We start from the raw sequence: 24478 nt of genomic DNA, 5'->3' as shown, positions 1-24478 counted from the left end.
CTCGCCCCGCGTGTAGTGCCATTGAACATGGGACTACAACCTTTGGATGGCATCGCTTTCATGGCCGATGTGCAAGAATCGGCGGAAAGTATCTTTGGCACCCATATCAATAACATTAGAGAACCAAGGAGCACCGATGTCGGCTCGTAACATCCTGGTGATTAACTGTGGCAGCTCGTCGATCAAGTTCGCCCTGGTCAACGAAGCGCAAGCGACCTTCCCGCTACAAGGCCTGGCCGAATGCATCGGCAGCCCGGAAGCCGTCATCCACTTCGAGAGCGCAGCCGGCAAGGAAAGCGTCAAGGTGCCGAATGCCGATCATCAGGCTGCTCTGGCCCAGATCCTGCCGCGCGTGGAAGACGCCGCTGGCGGACATCTGGATGGCATCGGCCACCGCGTAGTGCACGGCGGCGAAAAGTTCTTTGCCTCCTCGCTGCTCACCGATGAAACCCTGGCCGGCATCGAAGCCAACATTCAGCTGGCGCCGCTGCACAACCCGGCCAACTTGAGCGGCATTCACGCCGCCATCAATCTGTTCCCCGAGCTGCCGCAGGTTGGCGTGTTCGACACCGCTTTCCACCAGACCATGCCCGAGCATGCTTACCGCTATGCCGTGCCGGATGTGCTGTACAAGGATCATGGTGTACGCCGCTACGGCTTCCATGGCACCAGCCACCGCTACGTCAGCAAGCGCGCCGCCGAACTGGCCGGCGTACCGGTCGAGAACAGCAGCTGGCTGGTCGCTCACCTGGGCAACGGCTGCTCCACCTGCGCGGTAGTCAACGGTGAAAGCCGCGACACCAGCATGGGCCTGACGCCGCTCGAAGGCCTGGTGATGGGCACCCGCAGCGGTGACGTCGATCCGAGCCTGCACAACTTCCTGAGCAAGACGCTGGGCTGGGACCTGGCCAAGATCGACAACATGCTCAACAAAGAAAGCGGCCTGAAGGGCCTCTCCGGTCTGTCCAACGACATGCGCACCCTGGCCGATGCCCGCAACGCCGGTCATCCAGGCGCGGTGCTGGCCTTCGAGGTATTCTGCTACCGCCTGGCCAAGTCGCTGGCCGCCATGTCCTGCGCCCTGCCGCAGCTGGACGGCCTGGTGTTCACCGGTGGTATCGGCGAGAACTCCTCGGCAGTGCGCGAGCGGACACTGGAACACCTCAAGCTGTTCGGCTTCAAGCTCGACGCCGAAGCCAACGCCCGCTGCACCCGCGGCGTTGCCGGCGAAATCCAGGCTGAAGGCAGCCCGCGCGTCATGGTCGTCCCGACCAACGAGGAGCGCCAGATTGCCCTCGATACGCTGGCCCTGCTGGACGCCTGAGCGCAGTAGCCATGTAGCGATTCCGAGACCCGACAGCCCCTGGCGGTCGGGTCTTTGCACATCAGCGCCGCGGCAATCCGGCAGTTTCCGTCCCGTGGCAACTGCCCTAGCCTTGCCGGCGCCCAGCACCGTTACCCCGAGCACCCTGCCCTCAAGGAGATGCCATGCACACAATCTTTCTAGCCCCTACCGGTTTCGGCGGCGGCCTCAATTCCATCAGCCTCGGCCTGATTCGCGCCCTGGAAAACGCCGGGCTGAAGGTCGGTTTCTTCAAGCCGATCGCCCAGCCCTTTCCGGTCGATCAGGGCCGTGAGCGCTCCTGCATCCTGGTCGAGCGCACCCTTAATCTGACCTCGCCCGAACCGCTGCCGCTGGAGCAGGTAGAGCGCCAGCTCGCCGATGGCGAGATCGACCTGCTGCTCGAAGACGTGGTCAGCCGCTTCCAGCAGGTTGCTGTCGGCAAGGACGTGGTCATCGTCGAAGGCATGGTGCCGACCCGCGAGTCCAACTACACCCAGCGCATCAACACCCAGCTGGCCAAGAGCCTGGACGCCGAGGTCATCCTCATCGCGGCCCAGGGCAGCGACAGCCTCAAGCGCCTGGCCGAACGCATCGAGATCCAGGCCCAGCTGTACGGCGGCGCCAAGGATCCGAAAGTGCTCGGCGTGATCCTCAACAAGGTCAAGACCGAGGAAGGTCTGCCGGCCTTCATCGACAGCCTCAAGCAGCACCTGCCGCTGCTGGGCAGCGCCGACTTCCAACTGCTCGGCGCCATCCCGTTCTCCGAGGAACTCAACGCCCTGCGCACCCGTGACATCGCCGAACTGCTCGGCGCCCAGGTGCTCAACGCAGGCGAGGCCGACCAGCGCCGCGTGAACAAGATCGTTCTCTGCGCCCGCGCCGTGCCCAACACCGTGCAACTGCTGCGCTCCGGCGTGCTCGTGGTGACCCCGGGCGACCGCGACGACATCATCCTCGCCGCCAGCCTGGCCTCGCTCAACGGCGAGAAGCTTGCCGGCCTGCTGCTGTGCAGCGACTTCGAGCCGGACCCGCGCATCCTCGAGCTGTGCAAGGCCGCCCTGGATGGCGGCCTGCCGGTGATGACCGTCGAGAGCAACTCCTACGATACGGCCAACAACCTGTTCGGCCTGAACAAGGAAACCCCGGCGGACGATATCGAGCGCGCCACCCGCGTTACCGAGTTCATCGCCAAGCACCTGCACCCCGAGTTTCTGCACACCCGCTACAGCGTGCCGCGCGGCGAGCTGCGCATGTCGCCGGCAGCCTTCCGCTACCAGCTGGTCAAGCGCGCGCAGGATGCCAACAAGCGCATCGTGCTGCCCGAAGGTAACGAGCCACGCACCATCCGCGCCGCCGCCATCTGCCAGGAGCGTGGCATCGCCCGCTGCGTGCTGCTGGCCAAGCCGGAAGAAGTCCAGCAGGTCGCTCGCGAGCAAGGCATCACCCTGCCCGCCAGCCTGGAGATTCTCGATCCGGACAACATCGCCAACCGCTACGTCGAGCCGATGTGCGAAATGCGCAAGGCCAAGGGCCTGACCCCGGACGACGCCCGCGAGCAGCTGAAGGACACCGTGGTCCTCGGCACCATGATGCTGGCGCTGGACGAAGTGGACGGCCTGGTTTCCGGCGCCGTGCACACCACCGCCAACACCATCCGCCCTGCCCTGCAGCTGATCAAGACCGCACCGGGCTACAGCCTGGTGTCCTCGGTGTTCTTCATGCTGCTGCCGGATCAGGTTCTGGTCTACGGCGATTGCGCGGTCAACCCGAACCCGAGCGCCACCGAACTGGCGGAGATCGCCCTGCAGAGCGCCGAGTCCGCCGTGGGCCTGGGCGTCAACCCGCGCGTCGCGATGATCAGCTACTCGACCGGCAGCTCCGGCAGCGGTGCAGAAGTCGAGAAGGTCGCTGAAGCCACCCGCATCGCCCAGGGTCGTGCGCCCGAGCTGCCGATCGACGGCCCGCTGCAGTACGACGCCGCCTCCGTGCTCAGCGTCGGCAAGCAGAAGGCCCCTAACAGCAAGGTCGCCGGCCAAGCCACGGTGTTCATCTTCCCCGACCTGAACACCGGCAACACCACCTACAAAGCGGTTCAGCGCAACGCCAACTGCCTCAGCGTCGGCCCGATGCTGCAAGGCCTGGCCAAGCCGGTCAATGACCTGTCCCGCGGCGCCCTGGTGGATGACATCGTCTTCACCATCGCCCTGACCGCTCTGCAGGCTGCCAACCAGAAGGCCTGACGGCCGCTTCTGACTGGCGCCGCCTCGCCCTCCGGCAGGCGGCGCCAGTGCTTCACCCCTCTCGATAGTTGCAGTTCAGCGCGTAATCGCTACTCTTGGCGCCTCGAATCAGCCGTATCGACAAGAACTTCATGCTGAGCTTTCTCCCCGCTCCACTCCGCGGCACGCTCGCCGCCCTGCTGCTTGCGCTCAATACCCTGTTCTGGTGCTGGCCGCTGTTTGCGCTCTCGCTGCTCAAGCTGCTGTTTCCAATCCCTGCGATACAACGCAGCCTGCGCTTCGGCATGCACTGGATCGCCGAGTCATGGATCGCGATGAACAGCTTCTGGATGGATCTGGTTCGCCCGATCCGCTGGGACGTGCAGGGTCTGGATCAGGTTGACATGCATCACTCCTACCTGGTCACCAGCAACCACCAGAGCTGGGCGGACATCCTCGTGCTGCAATACCAGCTCAACCGGCGCATGCCGTTCCTCAAGTTCTTTCTCAAGCAGGAGCTGATCTGGGTCCCGGTGATCGGCCTGTGCTGGTGGGCGCTGGAGTTTCCCTTCATGAAGCGCTTCAGCAAGGAGTATCTGGCCAAGTACCCGGAGAAGCGTGGCGAGGACCTGGCGACCACACGCAAAGCCTGCGAGCGCTATCGGACCAATCCGGTGTCGGTGTTCAACTTCCTCGAAGGCACACGCTTCACCGAGGACAAGCACACCGAACAAGCCGCACCCTATCGCTATCTGCTCAAGCCAAGGGCTGGCGGCATTGCCTTCGTCATCGACGCCATGGGCGAGCAACTGACGGCGCTGATCAACATCACCATCCATTACCCGGACGGTCGCCCGAGTTTCTGGGACCTGCTCGCCGGCAATATCCATCAGGTAATCGTGCGCCTCCAGGCACAGCCGATACCCGCCGAATTCCTCCGCCGCAACTACGACCAGGACGAGTCGTATCGGCTGGCATTCCAGCAGTGGGTCAACGGGCTCTGGAGTGAAAAGGATCGGCAACTGGAGCAACTGCACCAGCAGTTTCCGGTGCAGCCCTGACCAGCTCGCTCAGAGCGCGTCCCAGGCGACCTGAGTGGGAAAGGCCCGCGCCTGCTCGGCGCTCAATGCCGGTGAGACGAGAAAGCCCTGCATGACGTCGCAGCCGTTCTCCACCAGCCAGTCAAGCTGCGCCCGGGTTTCCACGCCCTCGGCCACCACTTCCAGGTTGAGGTTGCGGCCCAGATCGATGATGGTGCTGACCACCGCTGCATCGCGGGGGGAATCCAGCATGTTGGCGATGAAAAGTCGGTCGATCTTCAGTGTATCCAGCTCGAAGTGCCGCAGATAAGCCAGCGACGAATAACCGGTACCGAAATCGTCGATGGCCACGCGCACGCCGAGCTTGCGCAATTGCCGTAGTTTCTCGCAGCTCTGCTCGAGATCCTGCATCAGCGTGCCTTCGGTGACCTCCAGCTCCAGTTGCGCAGGGTGGAGCTGATATTCATCCAGCAGACGGCGAAGCGAATCGAACAGCCCAGCCCGGCTGAACTGCACCGGGCTGACGTTCAGGCTGAGAATCAGATCGCTGCCGAATGACGGCAGCCACTGACAGTACTGATTCATGCCTTCGCGCAGCACCCAGTCGCCGACCCGCTCGATCAACCGGGTTTCTTCCAGCAATGGGATGAAGTTGCCCGGCTGGTTTTCCTCTGCATCACCCTGGGGCCAGCGCAATAACCCCTCGAACCCCCTCAGCTTACCGGTCGCCAGCATGATCTGCGGTTGGTACAGCAGCTCGAAGTCGTTGCGCTCGGTGGCGCTGCGCAGGTTTTCCTCCATCATCAGCCGCGCATGCGCGCGTTCGTTCATGTCGCTGGAGAAGAATCGGTATTGGCGGCGACCGGCACGCTTGGCCTCGTACATCGCCATGTCTGCCGAGCGCAGCAGCTGATCGACGCTGACCCCGCAGTCGGGAAAGTGAGCGATGCCGATACTGGCACCAAGGGTCACCTCGGTACCGTCGATCCTGTGCCGTACCGAGATCAGCTCGATCAGCTTCTCCGCTACCCGTGCGGCATCCTCCGGGTGATCGAGGGAATCCAGCAGCGCCGTGAACTCGTCGCCGCCCATGCGCGCGATGATGTCGTAAGGACGCATGCAGGTCTCCAGCAGGCGCGCCACCTTGCACAGAATTTCGTCGCCGGCATCGTGGCCGAGCGAATCGTTGATGCGCTTGAAGCCGTCCAGATCGATATAAAGGATGGCCATGCGCTTGCCGTTGCGATCGACCCGCGCCAGCGACGATTCCAGCGCCTGATGGAAGCCACGCCGGTTCAGCAGCCCGGTCAGCGAGTCGGTGACCGCCTGGGTCTCCAGCTGAACGTGAAGGTTGCGCACCACCGACATGTCCAACGCGATGACCACCATGGAGCGCTGCTGGCGCGGCAGCGGCGAGCTGGACAACGCGACGGGCAACGGCGTACCGGTGGCGGTGTGCAGCTGCGCCTCGTGCAGACGATAGGTCGAGCCGCTGCGCCAGTAACGGTAGAAGTCCGACTCCTGCCAGTTGGCCGGCATCTCCGGCGCCGCCAGATGCGAGAGCAGCGGCGTGCCCTGCAGGTCCTCGACACGCGTGTGCAGCATGCCGGCGATCGCCGGATTGGCGAAGCTGATATAGCCGTCCTCGGCGACCACCAGAATGCCCTCGGCCGCGTTGCTCAGGACCGAGGCATTGAATGCACGGGCGCTGTCCAGTTGCTGTGTGAGCAGTTGCAGATCACGGCGGTTGTGTTCGTGGGCCAGCAAGGTGTTGATCTTGTGCTTGAGCACCTGTGGATCGAACGGCTTGAGGATGAAGTCCACCGCGCCGGTGGCGTAACCGCGCAGCACGGAGTCGCGGGTATGCGCGATGGCCGAAACGAAGATGATCGGCGTGTAGCGGGTATGCGGGCTGCCACGCATCAGCCGGGCGACCTCGAAGCCATCCATGCCGGGCATCTGCACGTCCAGCAACACCAGCTCGACGTCCAGCTCCAGCAGGGCCCGCAGCGCAGCCTCGCCGGAGTTGACCGTGTGCACCTGCCAGTCACCATCGCCCAGCAACGCTTCCATGGCCACCAGATTCGCTTCCCGGTCGTCCACCACCAGCAGCGTACGGCTGCGTGGCTTGGCCTTGAGCTGCGTCTGCGTCATCGCCAACCTCCGAGCAATCCGTTGCCAAACTGCCGACAACAAGCGTCCCACGGGGAATTCGCGCACCAGGTGTCATATCGTTCGATCAACGCATCACCACAGGCATGTTCAACACGCACGACTTGCTTACTCCTCTTCAGCCTCGGCCGCACCGCTCTCCAGACCCAGCCATTGCAGCAACAGCGCCGCCAGCGCCGTGGCCTCGACGGGTTTGAGCAGAACGTCGTCGGCACCAGCCGCCATGCAACGCTCGCGCTCACCCCCACCGGTCGTTGTCACCAGCGCAACGATGGGGGCCTGACAGTCATGCGCCTGCTTAAGCCGCTGCGCCAAATCAGGACCTTCCGCCCCAGGCTGGCTCATGTCCAGCAGTACCAGATCGAAGGCATCCTCATCGAAACGCTCGACCGCTTCGTCGGCACTTGTGGCCGGGACCACCAGCAGCCCGAGCTCATCGAGCTGGGCGGTCAGCGAATAGATCAGCCGTACATCCTCATCCACCAGCAGCACGCGCCGGCCCGACGCCGCCACCTGCAGCGAAGCCGCGGCGCTTGGCGACGACACCGTTGGCCCTCGGCGAACCAGTTCTCCCATACGTTTCACATCATCCTCCTTGGACAGTGCTGAAGCCGAATAACGGCGCAAGTGTTGCAGGTCTGTATCCGACAGCTTTTCACGACTGTTCACCAACACCGTGACGCCGCGAAGCGAACGCAGGCGCTCCAGCGCATCCAGCAGATCCAGCCCGCTGCCGTCTGCCAGTTCCTGCTCGACCACCACCACAGTGAAATTCTGTTCGGCATACGCCAGCCGGGCCGCTTCGGCGCCCCCTGCCAGCGTGACGCTATAGCCGAGCCGCTCGAAGTACACACGGATCAGTTCGCGGCGACGAGGATCGGTCTCCACCAGCAGCAGGCGCAGCGAATTCTGTTCGTGGCGCGCCAGTTCGATGAAGATGCGCTCGAGTTCGGCCTGCGCTACCGGCTTGACCAGATAGCGCGAACCATCGTCATGCCAGTCGTGAGGCTGCGGCACGCAGGAAATGATCAGCACCGGCATGCCCTGATGACGCTCGTCGCCACGCAATTCCCGGTGCACCTGCCAACCACTGATGTCCGGCAGCAGAATGTCAAGGATCACTGCGGCAAAGTGCTCGCGCCGCAGGGCTTCCAGCCCCTGCTGACCGGTGCTGCAGATCAGACTGGTAAAGCCGTGGCTCTGCCCGACCTCCGCCACTACCGATGCGAAATCGGCATCGTCCTCGATGATCAACAGCCCCGGACCACGCCCACGGCGCTGCGGTTGGCGCGGCAACAGCGCCTGCGCTGATGCGCCGGACGTCGACTCCACCGGCAATCGCACAGTGAAGGTGGCGCCGTTGCCGAGTTCGCTATCAACCGTGACGTGCCCCCCGAGCACCTCCACCAACTGGCGAGTGATCGCCAGGCCCAGACCGGTGCCACCGTAGTGACGGCTGATCGAACCATCGATCTGCTGGAACGCCTGGAAGATCCGCTCCTGCTGGTCCTCGGCGATGCCGATGCCACTGTCACGTACCTGCAGCTGCAGGATTTGTCCGTCAGCGTCCTCCGGCGGGTAGCTCGCCAGCAACTCCACCTGCCCCTGCTCGGTGAACTTCAAGGCGTTGGTCAACAGGTTGCGCAGAATCTGCTGCAGCCGGGCCCGGTCGGAATTCAGCGCAGGCGGTACGTCGGCGTCGACCACCACCTTCAGCGCCAAGCCCTTCTGCTCGGCCATCGGCGTCAGCGAGGTTTCCAGTTCGGTCAGCAACTCACGCAGGTTCAGCGGCTCCAGCTTGAGTTGCATATGGCCGGACTCGATCTTGGCGAGATCCAGCACATCGTTGATCAACTGCAGAAGCTCATGACCGGCGCGATGAATGATGTCGGCATGCCGGACCTGCTTGTCGTTGAGGTTGCCCGAGCCGTTCTGACGCAGCTGATCGCTGAGGATGAGAATGCTGTTGAGCGGCGTGCGCAGCTCGTGGGACATATTGGCGAGAAACTCGGATTTGTAGCGATTGGCTACTGCCAGCTGGTCGGCCTGCTCGCGCAAGCGACGCTCGGCCGCCTTGCGGTGACTGATATCGATGATCACAGCCTGCACCAGCTGCTCGTCGCCACTGCGCAAGGGCGACAGGCCGATTTCCACAGGCAACGCGCTGCCGTCGCGGTGGCGGCCGAACAGCTCGCGGTTGCCGCCCATGCGACGTGGTTCCGGATTCTCGGCATAACCCTGGCGCAGACCGCGATGCGCTTCGCGCAAGGCTTCGGGCAACAGCAGTTCCACGGGCTGCCCGACCAGCTCCTGGCGCTCATAGCCGAACAGCAGCTCGGTCTGGCGATTGACCATGACGATGTCGCCGCGGGTATCCACCAGCACGAAGGCATTGGGCGAGGCCTCGACGACATTACGGAAGCGCTCCTCGTCGCGCTTGCGCGCCTGCAGATCGAGCAGATTCAGGACGTAATACAAGACATCGTCATGTCTGAAGCTGGTCAGGCTGACGGCAACCGGGATCGCCTTGCCGTCCTCGCGCTGCGCCTGCAGTTCGAGCTGACTGGTTTCGCGCAGTTGCCCGAGCACCTGCTCGCCGAGCACGCCGGGCACGTAACGACTCACACGCTCGCCGGCCAGCAGCTCCGTCGAGCTGCCGAACAGCTGCCCGGCGCTCTGGTTGGCCAGTTCGATGCGCCCACCGGCGTTGCATAGCAGGGTCGCCACCGGCAATTGTTCGATCAGCTGACGGAAGCGCGCCTCGCGCTCCTGCAATTGCAGGCTCAATACCTGACTGTTGCGCAGCGCACGTTCGCGCAGATACAAATAGCCGCCCACCAGCAACGAGAACAATGCCGCCGCCATAAGCGCCGCGGCGAGGCTGAAGGCCCGATTGTTGTCACGCAGCACCGCCTCGTATTCCGGCGTGCTGGCCACCTGCAGCTGCCAGCTGCGGCCGTACATGTAAATATTCCGAATGCGCTGGAACTTGGCGTCGGCGCTGACCGGCGCACGTCCGGTGAGCAGTGGCGACTCCGGATTGGCGGCATCGAACAGCTGCAGTTGCAGCATTCGGCTGCGCGAGCCGAGGATGCCTTCCATCAGGTCGGTCAGACGGAAGGCGCCGTGCAGGGTGCCGACAAAGGCGCGCTGACGCTCCTCCTCGGTGGTAACCGGCGCCGTCGCCGCATAGATCGGAAAGAACAACAGAACACCCACCTGTACGTTCTGCTCGGTTTCCTGCTTGAGGCGCAACGGCCCCGTGAGCACCGGATTCCCACTGTTGCGCGTACTGATGATCGCCTCGCGGCGGGTCGCCTCACTGAACAGATCGAAGCCGAGCACCCGCCGATTGCGCCAGTCGGTCGGATGGATGTAGTCGGTCACCACGTACTCTTCGCGGTCGCCCGGCGGATACATGCGAAAGCGCTCGCGGCCGGAGGCGCGGATCTGGTCGATCAGGGTGGTGAGGGTTTCCGGCGTCGCATGCCGCGCCAGCGCGACAGCCTGGATGCCCGGATAGAAGTCCTGCAGCTGCAGCTGGTCCACGGCCCGCGCCCAGTCATCGATGCGGACCTCGTCGCTGCCGGCAACGACGCCAGCAAGCCCGCGCAAGACCATCTCGTAGGCGCGCATCCGCTCGCGTAGCGTGTGTTCGATGTCATCCACAGCGAAGGTGAAGCGCTGCTCCTGCTCGACCTTGCTGCGCTGTTCCTGGACATGCCACTGCCAGCCGATCCATCCACCCAGGCCCGCCATCAGGGCCAGAGCGACCAATAATGGCAACCAGGACCTGCGGGAATGGAGAGCGGTACGATCATCCATTCGACCTCCTCTGTGCCACAACTGGCGTGCTATCGAATGTCAGATACGAATAGCGCAGAGAGGTTCAATGGAAGCAGCGATAAACGGAATTATGGCGTCTGAATTTCGACGTCCGCGAGGCCGTTGCAGCCTCGCGGCCTATGAATGCTTACAACGGACGCAGGTTGATCTCGACGCGGCGGTTCTGCGCGCGACCGGCAGCTGTATCGTTGCTGGCGATCGGCTGGCTGGGGCCGGCACCGTAGGAAGAAATCCGCGAAGCGGCCACACCATTGCCGACCAGGTAGGAAGCAACACTCTGGGCGCGGCGGTTGGACAGGTCCTGGTTCAGCTGCAGGGAGCCGGTGCTGTCGGTGTGGCCGACGATATCGACGCCGTTCTTGTTGAACTCCTTGAACACCTGCACCAGGGAATTCAGGGTCGGGTAGAAGCTGCTGGAGATATCCGCCGAGTTGCTGGCGAAGGTGATGTTGCCGGGCATGATCAGCGTCAGGTTGTCACCATTGCGCTGAACCTGAACACCGGTACCCTGCAGCGTCTGGCGCAGCTTTGCCTCCTGGGTGTCGACGTAGTAGCCATAGCCACCGGCAGCCGCACCACCGACCGCTGCACCGATCAACGCGCCCTTGGTGCGATCCTTCTTGCTCGAGGTCGCCGCACCGATGACGGCGCCACTGACGGCGCCGATACCACCGTAAACGCCGGCCTTGCCGGCTTGCTGCTCGCCAGTGTAGGGATTGGTGGTGCATCCCACCAGCAGAGCGACGCTCGCTGCGAGGGCGGTCATGTTCAGCATTTTCATAGTTACTTCCTTCTCTCGTCGGTTACCAGGGCAGTCCCCAGCCCTTGCGAGCGCGGCCCTGAATGCGGCGCTAGAGTACCATCGGTCACCGCCTGGGATAGGAACCGTGCAGCAGAACCCGGCCAACGGCACCCCGGGTCAGGCCCGGACGAAAGGATTCTCGCGCATTTCGTCCCCCAGCCGCGTATCCGGGCCGTGGCCGGTAACCACGGTCGCGTCTTCATCCAGCGAGTAGAGCCGCTGCTTGATGGAGCGCTGGATGGTGGCGTAGTCACCACCCCACAGATCGGTGCGCCCGATGCCGCGGCGAAACAGGGTGTCGCCCGCGATCAGCAATTTGGCGTCGGCGAACCAGAAGCTCATGGATCCCGGCGTATGCCCCGGCGTGTGCAATGCCACGCCACAGCCACAGGCCAGCTCCTCATCGTCGCTCAGCCACTGATCGGGCGCTGGCACCGGACGGTAAGGCACGCCGAACATGCGGCACTGCATCTCCAGGTTGTCCCAGAGCACCTGATCGGCCTTGTGCAGATGGAGCGTGGCGCCGGTCTTCTCCTTCATCGAGCCGGATGCGAGGAAGTGGTCCAGGTGCGCATGGGTATGGATGATGCTCACCACCTTCAGGCCATGGGCGTCGAGTCGCGCCATGATCAGTTCAGGATCGCCACCCGGATCGACCACGATGGCTTTCTTGCTGACAGGATCGCCAATGATCGTGCAGTTGCACTGCAAAGGGCCGACGGGGAAGGTTTCGCGAATCAGCATCGGTTGGGTGGCAGCCATGACGTCCTCGGGTGCTTGGCAATCTCTCGCTACGCGGGCGCGCAGGGAGGGAAGCTTGCCGAGTGGGCAGGCTTCAGGCAACTGCCCGGATCGACATCGATGAATGCCCGCCGCGATGGTTCAGGCCGATCACGACGGTGATCACCCGGTATCAGGGCGCCCGGCAAATCCGTGGACGGACCCTACCGAGCGTTGAACCGATACGTGACCTCGCTTCAGCTGAGCGAGGTCTGCTCGGCGCTCCCCTCTTTCTGCCAACGCGCGATTTCGCTGCGGATGCGCTTCTTGTCCAGCTTGCCGACGCTGGTCTTTGGAATCTCGCTGACCACCGCGATCTGCTGTGGGATCGCCCACTTGTTGATGTGCCCCTCGGCCACTGCCGGCTCAAGGAAGGTCTGCAAGTCGGCAGCGCTCAGTTCGCAGCCTTCGCCCAGCACCACCAGGGCAAAGGGTCGCTCACCCCAGCGCTCGTCCGGCACACCAACCACGGCGACATCGCGCACCGCCTCATGACGGCTGATCAGCCCTTCAAGGGTGAGGGAGGACAGCCATTCACCACCGGTCTTGATCACATCCTTGATGCGGTCGCGGATCTCGATATTGGCCATCTCGTCGATCACCGCGACGTCGCCAGTGTGCAGCCAGCCGTCAGCCCACAGCTCTTCGCTCTTCTCCGGCTCGTTGTAATAGCCCTGGGTAAGCCAGGGCGCACGCAGTACCAGTTCGCCCTGGGAGCTTCCATCCGCCGGCAGGAAGCTGCCGTCCGCCGCCTGAATCGCCGCATCGACCAGCACCACCGGGACGCCGGCCTTGAGGTGGAAGGTACTGCGGGTGTCTTCGTCCGCCTCGAGCAGCTCGTCGTTGATGTGCGCGCCGGAAATCAGCGGGCAGGTCTCGGACATGCCGTAGGCAGCGATCAGGTTCATGCCACGGGCCTTGGCCTGGTCATACAGGCCGCGGGTCAGCGCACTGCCGCCAATGGTGATCTTCCAGCCCTTGAAATCGGTGCCCTGCGCCGCCTTGGCGTTGAGCAGCATCTGCACGATGGTCGGCACGCAATGGGAGAAAGTCACCTGCTCACGGCGCCACAGGTCGATCAGGTACTCGGGATCGTAACGCCCGGGATAGACCTGCTTGAGGCCGAGCATGGTGGCGACGTAGGGCAAACCCCAGGCATGCACATGGAACATCGGCGTGATCGGCATGTAGACGTCGTCCGAGCCCATCAGCCGAGGATTCTCCCGGCAGCCGACCGTCACTGCCGCAGCCAGGGTGTGCAGCACCAGCTGGCGATGGGTGAAGTAGACGCCCTTGGGGTTTCCGGTGGTGCCGGTGGTGTAGAAGGTCGTGGCGACCGAGTCCTCGTCGAAATCGGGAAAGTCGTAGCTCGGCTCGGCGGCGGCCAGCAGGCTTTCGTACTCGCCGACGCAATCCGGCAGGCCGGCGTCGTGCACGTCGCCATCGGTGAGCAGCAGCGTCTTCTGCACGGTGGTCAGCTGCCCGGCAATCGCCTGGTACAGCGGCACGAACTCGCTGTTGACCAGCACGAAGCGGTCATCGGCGTGATTCATGGTGTAAAGGATCTGGTCCGGCGAGAGCCGCACGTTGATGGTATGCACCACGGCGCCAATCATAGGAATGGCGAACATGCATTCCAGATAGCGGTGGCTGTCCCAGTCCATCACCGCCACGGTGTCACCTGCCTTAACGCCGGCTGCAGTCAGCACGTTGGCCAACCGCGCGACACGTTGATTCAGGGTGCGGTAGTCGTAACGCAGCTGGTCACGGTAGACGATCTCGCGGGTGCGCTCGTAGCGCACGCCGGACAACAGCAGGCGCTTGATCAGCAGAGGGTACTGGTAAGCGTTCGCCGCGGGCTTGATGACACGGGTCTGCAGCATGAGGGGCATCCTGTTCTTGTTGGAGTTGTAAACAGCACTCTAGAGCGTCCGCCCCCAGGCAAAATCAGTCCAAAGGATTATTTTCCGCGCACCTCGTTTCAGCGTGTTAACCGATCTCGCTTACCGCCAGGCGTACACCAAGGCCGATCAGCACGGCGCCGGTCAGCCTGTCGAACCAGTGGCCCATTCGCGCAAACCCAGCACGCACGCGGCCTCGGCTGAACAGCCAGGCCACCAGCAGAAACCACAGCGCAGTGGCACCGGCGAGGTAGACGCCGTAACCGGCCTGCACCCACAGTGGCGTATCGGCGCTGATCACGACCGTGAATAGCGAGAGGAAGAACAGCGTGGCCTTGGGATTCAGGCCATTGGTGACGAAGCCGACGACGAACGCCTGCCAGGGTGAGCGATCCGACGTGGTGTCGACCTCGTCTGCCGTATCCAGGCTCATGGGTCGTGCACGCAGCGCGCGCCAGCCGAGATAGAGCAGATAGCCTGCAGCCAGCCACTTGAAGAGGTTGAACAGCACAATCGACTGCGAGACGATCAGGCCGATGCCGAGCAGGGAATAGGCGACGTGGACGAATATCCCGCAGCCGACGCCCAGCGCCGTCCAGCTTCCGACACGGCGTCCCTGGGTCACGCTTTCGCGGACCACCACCGCGAAATCCGGTCCCGGGCTGGCCACCGCGAGCAGATGCACCAGCGCCACGGTCATAAATTCCATCCAGTACACAATCCAGTCTCCACGCAATGCCGGGCTTCATTGTCGATCAGCCCCGGCTTCTTCGAAAGGTACAGTTGATGTCCAGTCGCGCCGTTTTCCTCGATCTTTCCCCACTCGAACAAGGCGACCTCGATCTGACCCCGCTGCAGGACGCGTTCAGCGAACTCGTGTGTCATGAGCAAAGCACAGCGGATCAGATTGTCGAGCGTCTGCGCGGCGCGCAGGTGGCCATCGTCAACAAGGTCGCGCTGAGTGCAGACACCCTGGCGGCCTGCCCCGATCTCAAGCTGATCCTGGTCTCTGCCACCGGAGTCAACAACATCGACCTGCAGGCCGCTGGCGAGCGCGGCATCGTGGTCTGCAACTGCCAGGCCTACGGCACCCCAACCGTGGCCCAGCACACCCTGATGTTGCTGCTGGCACTGGCCACGCGCCTGCCCGACTACCAGGCGACCGTCGCCCGCGGCCGCTGGCAGGAAAGCGGTCAGTTCTGCCTGCTGGACTTCCCCATCGTCGAGCTGGAAGGCAAGACCCTCGGCCTGCTCGGCCACGGAGAGCTCGGCAGCGCGGTGTCGCGACTGGCCGAGGCGTTCGGCATGCGCGTGCTGGTCGGCAACCTGCCGGGGCGGCCGAAGCGCCCGGAACGCCTGGATCTGGACGAACTGCTGCCGCAGGTGGACGCATTGACGCTGCACTGCCCGCTGACGGAGCAGACGCGCAATCTGATCGGTGCGCGCGAGCTGCAACTGATGAAGCCGAGCGCGTTCCTGATCAACGCCGCCCGTGGTGGTTTGGTCGATGAACAGGCATTGGCCGATGCCCTGCGCCGCGGTCACTTGGGTGGTGCCGCCACCGACGTTCTGACCAGCGAGCCGCCGAGCGACGACAACCCGCTGCTGGACCCGAGCCTGCCACGCCTGATCATCACCCCACACAGCGCTTGGGGCAGCCGCGAGGCGCGCCAGCGCATCGTCGGGCAGCTCGCCGAGAATGCAACGGCGTTCTTTGCCGGCGCGCCGATTCGGCAGGTGAACTGAGCACCGGCCCAGGGGCTGGGCGTCCCGGCTTGCGAGAAAACGCCGATAGCCCCTAAGCTCCCCGACTTTTTCCGGGAGACGCCAATGGACCCTCGAAGCGAAGTGCTGCTGCGTCAGGCCGAGCTGTTTCAAGGCCGGCTGCTGCTGGCCGGGCCGCCCGCCGACGACCTGCTGGGTCAGCTCCCCGCCGCGGTTGGCTGGAGCTGGCATGCGGGCGAGCAGCAATTGCTGGACCGGCGCTTCGGTGGGCGTTGCAGCTTTGGCGTCGCACCGGTACCGGGCGAGTTCGACGCCGCCGTACTGTTCCTGCCGAAATCCCGCGAGCTCACCGACTATCTGCTGCAAACGCTGGCGGCGCGCCTCAACGGACGGCCGCTGTATCTGGTCGGCGAGAAACGTGCCGGCGTCGAGCGCGCCGCCAGGCAACTGGCCGGGTTCGGCCGCGCGCGCAAGCTCGACAGCGCCCGCCACTGCCAGCTCTGGCAGGTAATGGTCGAGCAGGTACCTGCTGCTCCCGAACTGGACGCCCTGGCGCACCATTTCACCCTTGAGCTGGCGGACGGCCCGTTGCAGGTCATCAGCCTGCCCGGCGTGTTCAGCCATGGTCGCCTGGATGTCGGCAGCGCCCTGCTGCTCGAGCATCTCGATGGCCTTCCAAGTGGGCATGTGCTCGACTTCGGCTGTGGGGCCGGCATTCTCGGCGCCACGCTCAAGCGTCGCTATCCGCAAAGCAATCTGCTGCTGCTGGATGTGGACGCCTTCGCCATCGAGAGCAGCCGCAGGACGCTCGCCGCGAACGGACTCGAAGCTGAAGTGATTGCCGGGGATGGCATCGACGCCGCGCCACGACACCTGGCGGCGATCGTCAGTAACCCGCCGTTCCACCAGGGCGTGCACACCAGCTACCGGGCCAGCGAGGCGCTGATCGAGCGCGCCGCCGAGCACCTGGTCAGCGGTGGCGAGCTGCGCCTGGTAGCCAACGCGTTCCTCAGGTATCCCCCCCTGGTCGAGCAGCATCTTGGCCCCTGTCACACGCTTGCAGAGCGCGACGGCTTCCGTATCTACCGCGCCGTGCACCCCTGACGCCCGCGACCGGCGGTTGCACCGACCGGCCGGTTGCGGCAAACTCGCCGCCGTCCTTGGGGGAGTAGTCTCCGACGAGCGCCCTGCTCGTCCGGCATGCGTCAACATACTTGGTCCGCAGACCATGGCGCATGCGACCGGCCAGCGCGTAACGATACGCCAGGCCAGGTTTGACAAGACCCATGACATGTACACCTGACCCGGGCGGGCAGGCTGCGCATGTCATGGTGAATCTGTCGACCCGCCCTAAAGGAATGCCGCTTGGAATCGTTTTTCGTCCCCACCCTGATCGTTGCGCTCGCCGAAATCGGCGACAAGACGCAGTTGCTCGCGCTGCTGCTGGCGGCGCGTTATCGACGACCGTGGCCGATAATCTGGGGCATCGTCGTCGCCACACTGGCCAACCATGCCGCCGCCGGCGCGGTCGGCAGCTGGGTATCGAGCCTGCTTTCGCCGGTGGCGCTGAGCTGGATACTGGCGGCAAGCTTCGCCGCGGTAGCGCTGTGGACGCTGGTGCCGGACAAACTGGATGACGACGATGCCAAGCTGGGCCGCGCCTACGGCCCCTTCGTCGCGACAACGATCGCCTTCTTCATTGCCGAGATGGGCGACAAGACCCAGGTCGCGACGGTGATGCTCGCCGCACAGTATCCGGAATTCATCCTGGTCATCCTCGGCACCACGGTCGGCATGCTGCTGGCCAACGTTCCGGTGGTGCTGATCAGCCACTTCGCCGCCGACCGCCTGCCGTTGACGCTGATCCGCCGGGTCGCCGCGGCCGGCTTTGCCGCACTCGCGCTGTACGCCGGCTATCAGGCGCTGTCCATGAGCACGATTGTCTCAGGCTGATACCCAGCGCAAATCTGCGCCACCGGGGAGCTGATAGAGTGCGCTACCGCAGCGCACATCAGCGCCCCGAGGAGATCAGGCTGCATGTCAGCGGATGGACGCAAGAAACGAGTCTGCAACCATATCGATCTGAGCTGGAACAAGGGCCGGCTGGCCCTTTCCGAACAGATGCAGAGCAAGTATTTCGCCTACAAGGGTTCATTCATCGAACAGCCGCTGAACAGCGCAGGTTTCGCCGAGCTCGTGCGCAATGTGCGTACAGCCATGCCGGATCTGGAAGTGGTGGTGGATGAGTGCATCTGCGAGGGCCACAAGGTGGTCACCTCAAGCACTGTGATGGGAACGCTGGCGACGCCGCTGTTCGGGTACTCGGTCGCCGACAAGATTCTCGCCATTGCCGTGATGAGCGTCTGGACGCTGAACCCGGCTGGCGATATCGAGGAAATCCACACGCTCATCGACCTCGAAGGCGTGCATCAGCAACTGGGTATCGAGACACCCCTTTCGACGCTGCTGTCGCCGGCCTGAACGGCCGGCGACAGGTCATCGCTCAACGGCCGCTGCGGGCCTGTTCGTAGAGCGGCATCACTTTCGGAATATTCGTCTTCAACGCCGCGGTGCGGGTGGTGGACGACGGGTGCGTGCTCATGAACTCGGGCGGTGCCGAACCACCGGCCGAAGCCATCTTCTCCCACAGCGTGATCGCCGCATTCGGGTTGTAGCCCGCGCGCGCCGCGAGCTCCAGGCCGATCAGATCCGCTTCGTTCTCGTTGCCGCGGCTGTTGGGCAGCGTCATCAGATATTCCACACCCATGTTCGCCAGTTGCAGGCCGCCGGTACCGACGCCCATGGCCGACCCCAGCTGCGTCGCCATCTGCACGCCATAGGCCTTGGACATGGCTTCGCGACCGTGCTCGCGCAATGCGTGGGCGATCTCGTGGCCCATCACGGCCGCGATCTCGTCGTCGGTGAGCTTCAGCTTCTCGATCAGGCCGGTGTAGAAGATGATCTTGCCGCCCGGGCCGCAGTTGGCGTTAAGCTCCGGGCTGTCGATGACGTTGACCTGCCAGTCCCATTGCGTGGCATCGGGACGGAATACTCCGACCTTGGCGATCAGCCGCTGGGCAATACCGTTGACCCGCTTGGTGATTGCGCTGTTTTTCTCCAGCACACCCTTGCTTGACGCCGCACTGAGCGTCTCTTGATAAGACTGGGCGTACATCTGGTTGACCTGCTCGGTCGACAGCATGCTGAACATGTACTGCTTGCGGTCGACGCCTACGGCGCCGCCGCTGGTGGTGTTGACGGCCTGACAGCCCGCCAGCACGGCAGCGGCGACCAACAGCGACAATCTGTGCGGCTTGAACATCGAGTCTCTCCGGAAAACCTGCGCCGTATCCTAGGGTCTGTTCCCGTTTCGTACGCGGCCGCGCAACCCGCAGGGCCGGGCGGCGCGGCCGCGTACGAAACGGGAACAGACCCTATCGCGGACCCACCTGTCAGGCAACCGAACGTACCGCTGCAGTTGTCGCAAAACCTGCCGATAGCCTCCTTATCCGCTGCGCAATTGGAGTTCCGCACATGTTCAGATCCATCCAGACCGCCTTCGCCGCATTGGCCGGCGCCTGCACCCTGGCCGTGATCGCCGCACTTCTGCTGTATGCGATGGTTTCCGGAATGCGCAGCCAGGCGCTGGTCGAGGAGCGGACCCGTTCGCTGATCGACGGCATGGTCGAGCAGCGCGTCACCGCCCTCGCCCAGACCCAGGTCAGCCGCATCCAGGCACAACTCCAGGCCCCCCTGCAGATCGCCACCGGCCTCGCTCGAGTACACACCCTGACCGGCCTCAGTGATGACGAAGGGATGCCGATGGCCAACCTGACGCGCGAAGAACTGATCAATCTGGCGCGACAGACCCTGCTCGAGAACCCCAATCTGACCAGCACCTACATCGCCTGGGAGCCCAACGGCGTGGACGTCAACGACGTCATGTACCGCGGCGACGCCCCGGGCATGGTCGACGGCCGCTTCGCCAGCTGGATCTACCGCGACGCCAGCGGCCAGATGGTGGTCGACAAGCTCACCGACATCGAGGATACCCGCCTGCTGGAAACCGGCGTGCGCGCCGGCGAGTACTACCTCTGCCCGCGCGAGCAGCTCAAGCCCTGCGTAGGCGATCCAGCACCCTACGAGATGAATGGCAAGACGTCGCTGCTGTCGTCGTTCAATGCGCCGATCATAATCGAGGGCAAGTTCCACGGTATCGTCGGCGCGGACATCAGCGTCGACTTCATCCAACAGCTGCTGAGCGACGCCAACACCCAGCTCTACGGTGGCGTCGGCCAGATCGCGCTGATCTCCAACAACGGCCGCCTTGCCGCCTACAGCCGCGACACCACCCTTATCGGCAAGCCCGCCGCACAGATACTCGATGCCGAGGAGCAGGCACTGGTCAAGCAGTTGCCGGCCGGTCAGACCCACTATCGAATCGATCAGGCCCGTGGCCGCGTCGCGCTGTTCCTGCCGTTTTCCTTTGCCGGCACCGAGGCCCGCTGGGTGCTGATGCTGGAGCTGCCGACCGCCGAGGTGACGAAGGAGCTGGACCAGTTGATGGTCGCCCTCGCCGACGAAAGCCGCAGCAGCCTTGCTACCATGCTGGTCATCGGTGTGCTGATCGGCCTTGCCGGTCTGCTGGCGATCTGGCTGATCAGCCGCCGCATCACCCGCCCGCTGCGCGAAATGGTGGTCATGCTGGACAACATCGGCCAGGGTGAAGGCGACCTGACCCAGCGCCTGAACATCGACAGTCGCAACGAGCTAGGCCAGATCGCCGCCGGCTTCAACGCCTTCCTCGCGCGCCTGCAGGGCATGATCGGCGAGGTCGTCAGCTCGGTGCAGAAGGTCAGTGATGCCTCCGAGCACACCGCCGACATCGCCATCCGCACCGACAAGGGCGTGCAGACCCAGCTGGCGGAAATCGAGCTGGTGGCCACTGCCGTGCACGAAATGACCGCCACCGCCCAGGACGTGGCGCGCAACGCGACCCAGGCCGCCGAAGCCGCCAACAATGCCGATCGCGCGGCCAATCAGGGCCGGCACATCGTGCAGGACACCGGCTCGACCATCACCGAACTGGCCGACGAGATCGGCCGCGCGGTGGAGGTGGTGCAGACCCTGGCCCGCGACAGCGAGAACATCGACGCCATCCTGGTGACCATTCGCAGCATTGCCGAACAAACCAACCTGCTCGCCCTCAATGCAGCAATCGAGGCGGCCCGCGCCGGCGAGCAGGGACGCGGCTTCGCCGTCGTGGCCGACGAGGTCCGCAACCTGGCGCAGAAGACGCAGCAGGCGACCGGTGAGATCCAGCAGATGATCCAGCAGCTGCAGAACGGCACGCGGGATGTGGTGCAGGTGATGGAGCAGAGTCAGAGCCGCACCCAGCGCAGCGTCGAGCAGGCGGATGCCGCCGCCGAGGCGCTGCAGGCGATCACCCAGGCGGTCTCACTGATCAACGACATGAACAACCAGATCGCCAGTGCCGCCGAGGAGCAGAGCGCGGTGGCCGAAGACATCAACCGCAACGTCACCAACATCGGTCAGGTCGCGCAGGAAGTTGCCGGTGGCGCCGAGGAAGCCAGCCAGGCCAGTGCCGGGTTGACGCGCCTGGCCGAACAGCAGCGTCGCCTGATCAACCAGTTCAGGGTGTGACGACGACGCAGCCGCGCCGGTTCACGCCGGCGTGAGGCACTCCGGCCCGTCGATACGCGGGTCATTCACCACGGTTGCCAGTGGGCGCTCACGCAAGGCCGGCTGAGGCTGGGCCAGCAGCGCCTGCAATGTCTCGAGCGGCGTTTCGGGATCGAGCCAGGCGGCCTGCCCGGCTTCATCAAGCATCAGTGGCCGACGCAGCGTAGCCGCGGGCAGCGTCACCACGGCGGCGCTCAGATACGTATGACCCTGTACCGGATAGGCTTCCCAGAGTGCGGCGAAATAGCCGAGCGAGCCTTCGCTGGTCATCCAGTACGGGCGCTTGCGCGCCGCGCCACGCCACTCGTAGAAGCCGTTGGCCGGCAGCAACCCGCGGCGCAGGCGAAACGCCTCGCGGAACATAGGCTGTTCGCTGATGGTTTCTGCCCGGGCCTGGGCAGGGGTGCGCGTCAGATCAGTAAGCCAGGCCGGGGTCAGCCCCCAGCGCACGCGGCTGAGCTGCAACTGCGCATCGACCTTGCGCAACAGCAGCACCGAAGCGCCAGGCGCGAGGCTCCAGTGCGGTTGCTGATCAGAGGGGAAGCCGGGCAAGGCAGCGAAGTCCTGGCTCCAGCGGAAAAGGGCGTAGCGACCGCACATAAAAAGACTCGTCAGCAGATCAGTTCGCCGGGGTAACTCTCCGGTTCATCGCCCGGCAACGGCTCGGCGCCATTGTACGCAGCGATCAGCTGACGTGCCCGCTCGGCATCCGCATCCGCAACCATCAGTCCGAGCAGCCCGGCCGCCGGCAGCTCGCCCATGGCGCCGATCAGATGACTACCCGCCAGGAATGCCTCGATGCCCTCGGCAATCAACATGCCGCTGAGCATCTCCGCCTCCAGCAGATCGCGCGGCTCGTAGATACGCCGCATCATTCGTCCTCCCCGCGGGTTTCCAGCTGCCACTGTTCACCGTCCGTACGCAGATCGAAGACGATCGGCCGGCAGCACACGGCGCAGTCCTCGATGTACTGCTGATCGCCCGCGCTGAGATCGAGGACGGCCTCGACCGGCTCGCCGCAATAAGGGCAATGAAAGAGCTGTGTTTCCAGCATCGGTCCTCCGCGTGACTTGTCGCTATAATCGCCGTCTTTAAAGGTCGCTGATTCGAACCTTTAGAAGACCGACTCGGTGTGTCCCGCAATTGGGCACCCTGGGCCGCAAGCAGGATTTCACAGGCATGAGGCGAAACGGCCGTTTACTCGATGAGTATGAGCCAGCCGGCTCCGGTCCGTTCCGCAAATTGCCTGCCCATCCGTTGCAGGCCCGTTCCTCGTTTCCTTTACAGAGAGCATGATGGACGAATTCGAAGCCATCCGACCCTACGCCGACGCCGAAGTACCGCTGGTCATGGCGCGCCTGTTCGCCGATCGCGAGTTTCTCGACATTCTGGCGCACTTCCGTTTCCCGCGGCTGGCCGACAGCATGGGCTGGCTGATCAAGCCAGTCATTTCGCGGAGGTTGCGCAAGCAGTTCGCCAGTATCCGCACGGTAGACGCACTGCAGCACAAGATCGAAGCCTACATCGACCGCACGATCGAGCGCGCTACCGACGGCGTGACCTTTTCCGGCCTGGAGCAGCTCCAGCAGGGACGAGCCTATCTGTTCCTGGCCAACCACCGCGACATCGTCATGGACCCGGCGTTCGTCAACTATGCGGTCTATCAGGCCGGCATCCGCACTCCGCGCATCGCCATCGGCGACAACCTGCTGCAGCGCCCCTTCGTCAGCGATCTGATGCGTCTGAACAAGAGCTTCATCGTGCGCCGCTCCATCAGTGGGCGGCGCGAGAAGCTGGCGGCTTACCAGGTGCTGTCGGCGTACATCAACCATTCGATCCGCAACGATGGCGAGTCGGTGTGGATAGCCCAGGCCGAAGGGCGCGCGAAGGATGGGGACGACCGCACCGATTCGGCGATCCTCAAGATGCTGCACATGAGCCGCAAGGACGAGGCGTTCGCGGACGCACTGGCGGCACTGCGCCCGGTGCCGGTGGCGATCAGCTATGAATACGACCCATGCGACCAGGCCAAGGCCCGCGAGCTATACATCCGCGCCACCACCGGCACCTATACCAAGGCACCGGGCGAGGACGACGCGAGCATTGCCCTGGGTATCACCGGCTACAAGGGACGCGTGCACATCGCCTTCGGCACGCCCATGGAGCGCGCGCCCGAAGATTCCAAGCAGATGGCCCTGGCGCTGGATCGGCAGATTCTCGGCAGCTATCGGCTATTCCCGGTGCACTACCTCGCGTACCGCCTCTGGGACGACCGTGATCCGGATATCCAGGTGCCCAGCGCCGCCGAGCTGTTCAGTCGCGAGGAAGTGGAGCGCGCCGAAGCCGAATGGAGCAAGCGTCTGGCCGCCTGCCCGAGCGTGCAGCAGCCCTATCTGATTCAGCAGTACGCCATGCCGGTGCGCAATCAGTACCGGCTCAACGCCGGTCTGGAACCCTGAACCCGAAAGGCCCGCAGTACCTGATCCGCGGGCCCTTCAGCGAATCGAAAACACGTTCAGAGCAGCCGTGAGGCCATCGACAGCCCCAGGCCGAGCAGCAGTCCAGCCCCGCCTACCCTGTTGAACAGCTGATTGACACGCTGAGTCGCGCCATCGCTCGTCGACGCAGTTTCCAGTGAGGAAGCGACCAGCGGCCGCCGCAGGGCGCGTGTCTCTCGCCAATGCGTCGCCAGTAGCAACCAGCTGCCGCACAGCGCGCACAGCAGCGCCAGCCCGTTGAGAAGCAATGCTGGGGCGATCACCAGCCCCGACTGCGCATGTAACACCATCCAGATTTTCCTCTCTTCGAAGTCGCCCAGGCAGCCGCGTAGTGTATCCAGACGCCCGCCAGGATTCCGAATTCCTCGACGGAGCGATGTCAGTCCTGCACCATTATCAGGCCAGCTTATGACGCGCTCTTCACCGGTCGGCCTTGACTAAAGGCCG

Annotated in this window: 20 protein-coding genes and 1 riboswitch; of the genes, 9 read left to right on the top strand and 11 right to left on the bottom strand. The window is 64.1% G+C overall.

Annotated elements, in window-relative coordinates:
- The first annotated feature begins 136 nt into the window (after positions 1-136).
- The 3 genes from CW305_RS17095 to CW305_RS17085 all read left to right on the top strand — a co-directional run bounded on the left by CW305_RS17095 (position 137) and on the right by CW305_RS17085 (position 4625).
- On the top strand, positions 137-1324 hold the full coding sequence (locus CW305_RS17095) for an acetate kinase (protein WP_014821300.1): 1188 nt from the start codon (positions 137-139) through the stop codon (positions 1322-1324).
- A gap of 164 nt (positions 1325-1488) precedes the next feature.
- Complete coding sequence (gene pta / locus CW305_RS17090; RefSeq protein ID WP_104098482.1) at positions 1489-3585, top strand: phosphate acetyltransferase; 2097 nt, start codon at positions 1489-1491, stop codon at positions 3583-3585.
- Between the two features lie 131 nt (positions 3586-3716).
- Complete coding sequence (locus CW305_RS17085) at positions 3717-4625, top strand: acyltransferase (RefSeq protein ID WP_104098481.1); 909 nt, start codon at positions 3717-3719, stop codon at positions 4623-4625.
- Between the two features lie 9 nt (positions 4626-4634).
- Here CW305_RS17085 and CW305_RS17080 read toward each other — a convergent pair whose 3' ends face one another.
- From CW305_RS17080 to CW305_RS17055, 6 genes are all read right to left on the bottom strand, one after another.
- Positions 4635-6758, bottom strand: coding sequence for a putative bifunctional diguanylate cyclase/phosphodiesterase (locus CW305_RS17080; protein ID WP_101274379.1), 2124 nt, complete (start codon positions 6756-6758; stop codon positions 4635-4637).
- 126 nt (positions 6759-6884) lie between these two features.
- Positions 6885-10601 carry a CHASE domain-containing protein gene (locus CW305_RS17075; protein ID WP_104098480.1) on the bottom strand — a complete coding sequence of 1239 codons (3717 nt, stop codon included), beginning with the start codon at positions 10599-10601 and terminating at the stop codon, positions 6885-6887.
- A gap of 148 nt (positions 10602-10749) precedes the next feature.
- Positions 10750-11403 (bottom strand): YiaD family glycine zipper/OmpA-like lipoprotein, encoded by a 654-nt coding sequence (locus CW305_RS17070; RefSeq protein ID WP_003302724.1) that lies wholly within the window; start codon positions 11401-11403, stop codon positions 10750-10752.
- 138 nt (positions 11404-11541) lie between these two features.
- Entirely contained in the window at positions 11542-12186 is a 645-nt protein-coding gene (locus CW305_RS17065) for an MBL fold metallo-hydrolase (protein ID WP_104098479.1), read from the bottom strand.
- Between the two features lie 215 nt (positions 12187-12401).
- The gene (locus CW305_RS17060; protein ID WP_104098478.1) at positions 12402-14087 is read right to left on the bottom strand and encodes a fatty acid--CoA ligase; all 1686 of its coding nucleotides are present in this window, start codon (positions 14085-14087) and stop codon (positions 12402-12404) included.
- 106 nt (positions 14088-14193) lie between these two features.
- A complete protein-coding gene (locus CW305_RS17055) occupies positions 14194-14823 on the bottom strand; it encodes a LysE family translocator (protein WP_031297223.1) in 630 nt (209 codons plus the stop codon).
- Between the two features lie 68 nt (positions 14824-14891).
- Here CW305_RS17055 and CW305_RS17050 point away from each other — a divergent pair, with 68 nt between their 5' ends.
- The 4 genes from CW305_RS17050 to CW305_RS17035 all read left to right on the top strand — a co-directional run bounded on the left by CW305_RS17050 (position 14892) and on the right by CW305_RS17035 (position 18311).
- Complete coding sequence (locus CW305_RS17050) at positions 14892-15851, top strand: 2-hydroxyacid dehydrogenase (protein WP_104098477.1); 960 nt, start codon at positions 14892-14894, stop codon at positions 15849-15851.
- Between the two features lie 84 nt (positions 15852-15935).
- The gene (locus tag CW305_RS17045) at positions 15936-16934 is read left to right on the top strand and encodes a methyltransferase (protein ID WP_104098476.1); all 999 of its coding nucleotides are present in this window, start codon (positions 15936-15938) and stop codon (positions 16932-16934) included.
- A 54-nt stretch (positions 16935-16988) separates the two neighbouring features.
- Positions 16989-17105, top strand: a riboswitch (yybP-ykoY riboswitch).
- A gap of 90 nt (positions 17106-17195) precedes the next feature.
- A complete protein-coding gene (locus CW305_RS17040) occupies positions 17196-17783 on the top strand; it encodes a TMEM165/GDT1 family protein (protein ID WP_014821310.1) in 588 nt (195 codons plus the stop codon).
- Positions 17784-17867: 84 nt separating this feature from the next.
- On the top strand, positions 17868-18311 hold the full coding sequence (locus tag CW305_RS17035) for an ester cyclase (RefSeq protein ID WP_104098475.1): 444 nt from the start codon (positions 17868-17870) through the stop codon (positions 18309-18311).
- A 22-nt stretch (positions 18312-18333) separates the two neighbouring features.
- Here the strand turns inward: CW305_RS17035 and CW305_RS17030 are convergent, their stop codons facing one another.
- Entirely contained in the window at positions 18334-19152 is an 819-nt protein-coding gene (locus CW305_RS17030) for a M48 family metallopeptidase (RefSeq protein WP_104098474.1), read from the bottom strand.
- 212 nt (positions 19153-19364) lie between these two features.
- Here CW305_RS17030 and CW305_RS17025 point away from each other — a divergent pair, with 212 nt between their 5' ends.
- Positions 19365-21494, top strand: a complete 2130-nt coding sequence (locus CW305_RS17025) for a methyl-accepting chemotaxis protein (protein WP_104098473.1) — start codon at positions 19365-19367, stop codon at positions 21492-21494.
- 21 nt (positions 21495-21515) lie between these two features.
- On the opposite strand, the gene CW305_RS17020 is transcribed toward CW305_RS17025, so the two are convergent.
- From CW305_RS17020 to CW305_RS17010, 3 genes are read right to left on the bottom strand one after another with little or no spacing between them, the layout of a single operon-like run.
- Positions 21516-22133: an SOS response-associated peptidase gene (locus tag CW305_RS17020; RefSeq protein ID WP_023444175.1), complete on the bottom strand. Its 618-nt coding sequence runs from the start codon at positions 22131-22133 to the stop codon at positions 21516-21518.
- 11 nt (positions 22134-22144) lie between these two features.
- A complete protein-coding gene (locus tag CW305_RS17015) occupies positions 22145-22405 on the bottom strand; it encodes a putative signal transducing protein (RefSeq protein WP_014821315.1) in 261 nt (86 codons plus the stop codon).
- The gene (locus tag CW305_RS17010) at positions 22405-22587 is read right to left on the bottom strand and encodes a CPXCG motif-containing cysteine-rich protein (protein WP_003302744.1); all 183 of its coding nucleotides are present in this window, start codon (positions 22585-22587) and stop codon (positions 22405-22407) included. Before CW305_RS17010 ends, CW305_RS17015 begins: the two co-directional genes overlap by 1 nt.
- Positions 22588-22825: 238 nt before the next feature.
- Between CW305_RS17010 and CW305_RS17005 the strand changes: the two genes are divergently transcribed.
- Positions 22826-23992 carry a 1-acyl-sn-glycerol-3-phosphate acyltransferase gene (locus CW305_RS17005; protein ID WP_014821316.1) on the top strand — a complete coding sequence of 389 codons (1167 nt, stop codon included), beginning with the start codon at positions 22826-22828 and terminating at the stop codon, positions 23990-23992.
- A gap of 56 nt (positions 23993-24048) precedes the next feature.
- Here the strand turns inward: CW305_RS17005 and CW305_RS17000 are convergent, their stop codons facing one another.
- Positions 24049-24321, bottom strand: a complete 273-nt coding sequence (locus CW305_RS17000; RefSeq protein ID WP_104098472.1) for a hypothetical protein — start codon at positions 24319-24321, stop codon at positions 24049-24051.
- Between the last annotated feature and the right edge of the window lie 157 nt (positions 24322-24478).

Source organism: Stutzerimonas kunmingensis, assembly GCF_002929225.1.
In the GTDB taxonomy this organism is placed as follows: Bacteria; Pseudomonadota; Gammaproteobacteria; order Pseudomonadales; family Pseudomonadaceae; genus Stutzerimonas.
Note: the sequence above shows the minus strand (reverse complement) of the source record. Positions and strands in the feature narration are given on the sequence as shown.

Coding starts and splice junctions, on each gene's coding strand:
- CW305_RS17035 (WP_104098475.1), top strand. CDS start 17,868: ATGTCAGCGGATGGACGCAAGAAACGAGTCTGCAACCATATCGATCTG.
- CW305_RS17095 (WP_014821300.1), top strand. CDS start 137: ATGTCGGCTCGTAACATCCTGGTGATTAACTGTGGCAGCTCGTCGATC.
- CW305_RS17045 (WP_104098476.1), top strand. CDS start 15,936: ATGGACCCTCGAAGCGAAGTGCTGCTGCGTCAGGCCGAGCTGTTTCAA.
- pta (WP_104098482.1), top strand. CDS start 1,489: ATGCACACAATCTTTCTAGCCCCTACCGGTTTCGGCGGCGGCCTCAAT.
- CW305_RS17065 (WP_104098479.1), bottom strand. CDS start 12,186: ATGGCTGCCACCCAACCGATGCTGATTCGCGAAACCTTCCCCGTCGGC.
- CW305_RS17010 (WP_003302744.1), bottom strand. CDS start 22,587: ATGCTGGAAACACAGCTCTTTCATTGCCCTTATTGCGGCGAGCCGGTC.
- CW305_RS17000 (WP_104098472.1), bottom strand. CDS start 24,321: ATGGTGTTACATGCGCAGTCGGGGCTGGTGATCGCCCCAGCATTGCTT.
- CW305_RS17015 (WP_014821315.1), bottom strand. CDS start 22,405: ATGCGGCGTATCTACGAGCCGCGCGATCTGCTGGAGGCGGAGATGCTC.
- CW305_RS17070 (WP_003302724.1), bottom strand. CDS start 11,403: ATGAAAATGCTGAACATGACCGCCCTCGCAGCGAGCGTCGCTCTGCTG.
- CW305_RS17085 (WP_104098481.1), top strand. CDS start 3,717: ATGCTGAGCTTTCTCCCCGCTCCACTCCGCGGCACGCTCGCCGCCCTG.
- CW305_RS17075 (WP_104098480.1), bottom strand. CDS start 10,601: ATGGATGATCGTACCGCTCTCCATTCCCGCAGGTCCTGGTTGCCATTA.
- CW305_RS17060 (WP_104098478.1), bottom strand. CDS start 14,087: ATGCTGCAGACCCGTGTCATCAAGCCCGCGGCGAACGCTTACCAGTAC.
- CW305_RS17050 (WP_104098477.1), top strand. CDS start 14,892: ATGTCCAGTCGCGCCGTTTTCCTCGATCTTTCCCCACTCGAACAAGGC.
- CW305_RS17005 (WP_014821316.1), top strand. CDS start 22,826: ATGATGGACGAATTCGAAGCCATCCGACCCTACGCCGACGCCGAAGTA.
- CW305_RS17030 (WP_104098474.1), bottom strand. CDS start 19,152: ATGTTCAAGCCGCACAGATTGTCGCTGTTGGTCGCCGCTGCCGTGCTG.
- CW305_RS17080 (WP_101274379.1), bottom strand. CDS start 6,758: ATGACGCAGACGCAGCTCAAGGCCAAGCCACGCAGCCGTACGCTGCTG.
- CW305_RS17020 (WP_023444175.1), bottom strand. CDS start 22,133: ATGTGCGGTCGCTACGCCCTTTTCCGCTGGAGCCAGGACTTCGCTGCC.
- CW305_RS17025 (WP_104098473.1), top strand. CDS start 19,365: ATGTTCAGATCCATCCAGACCGCCTTCGCCGCATTGGCCGGCGCCTGC.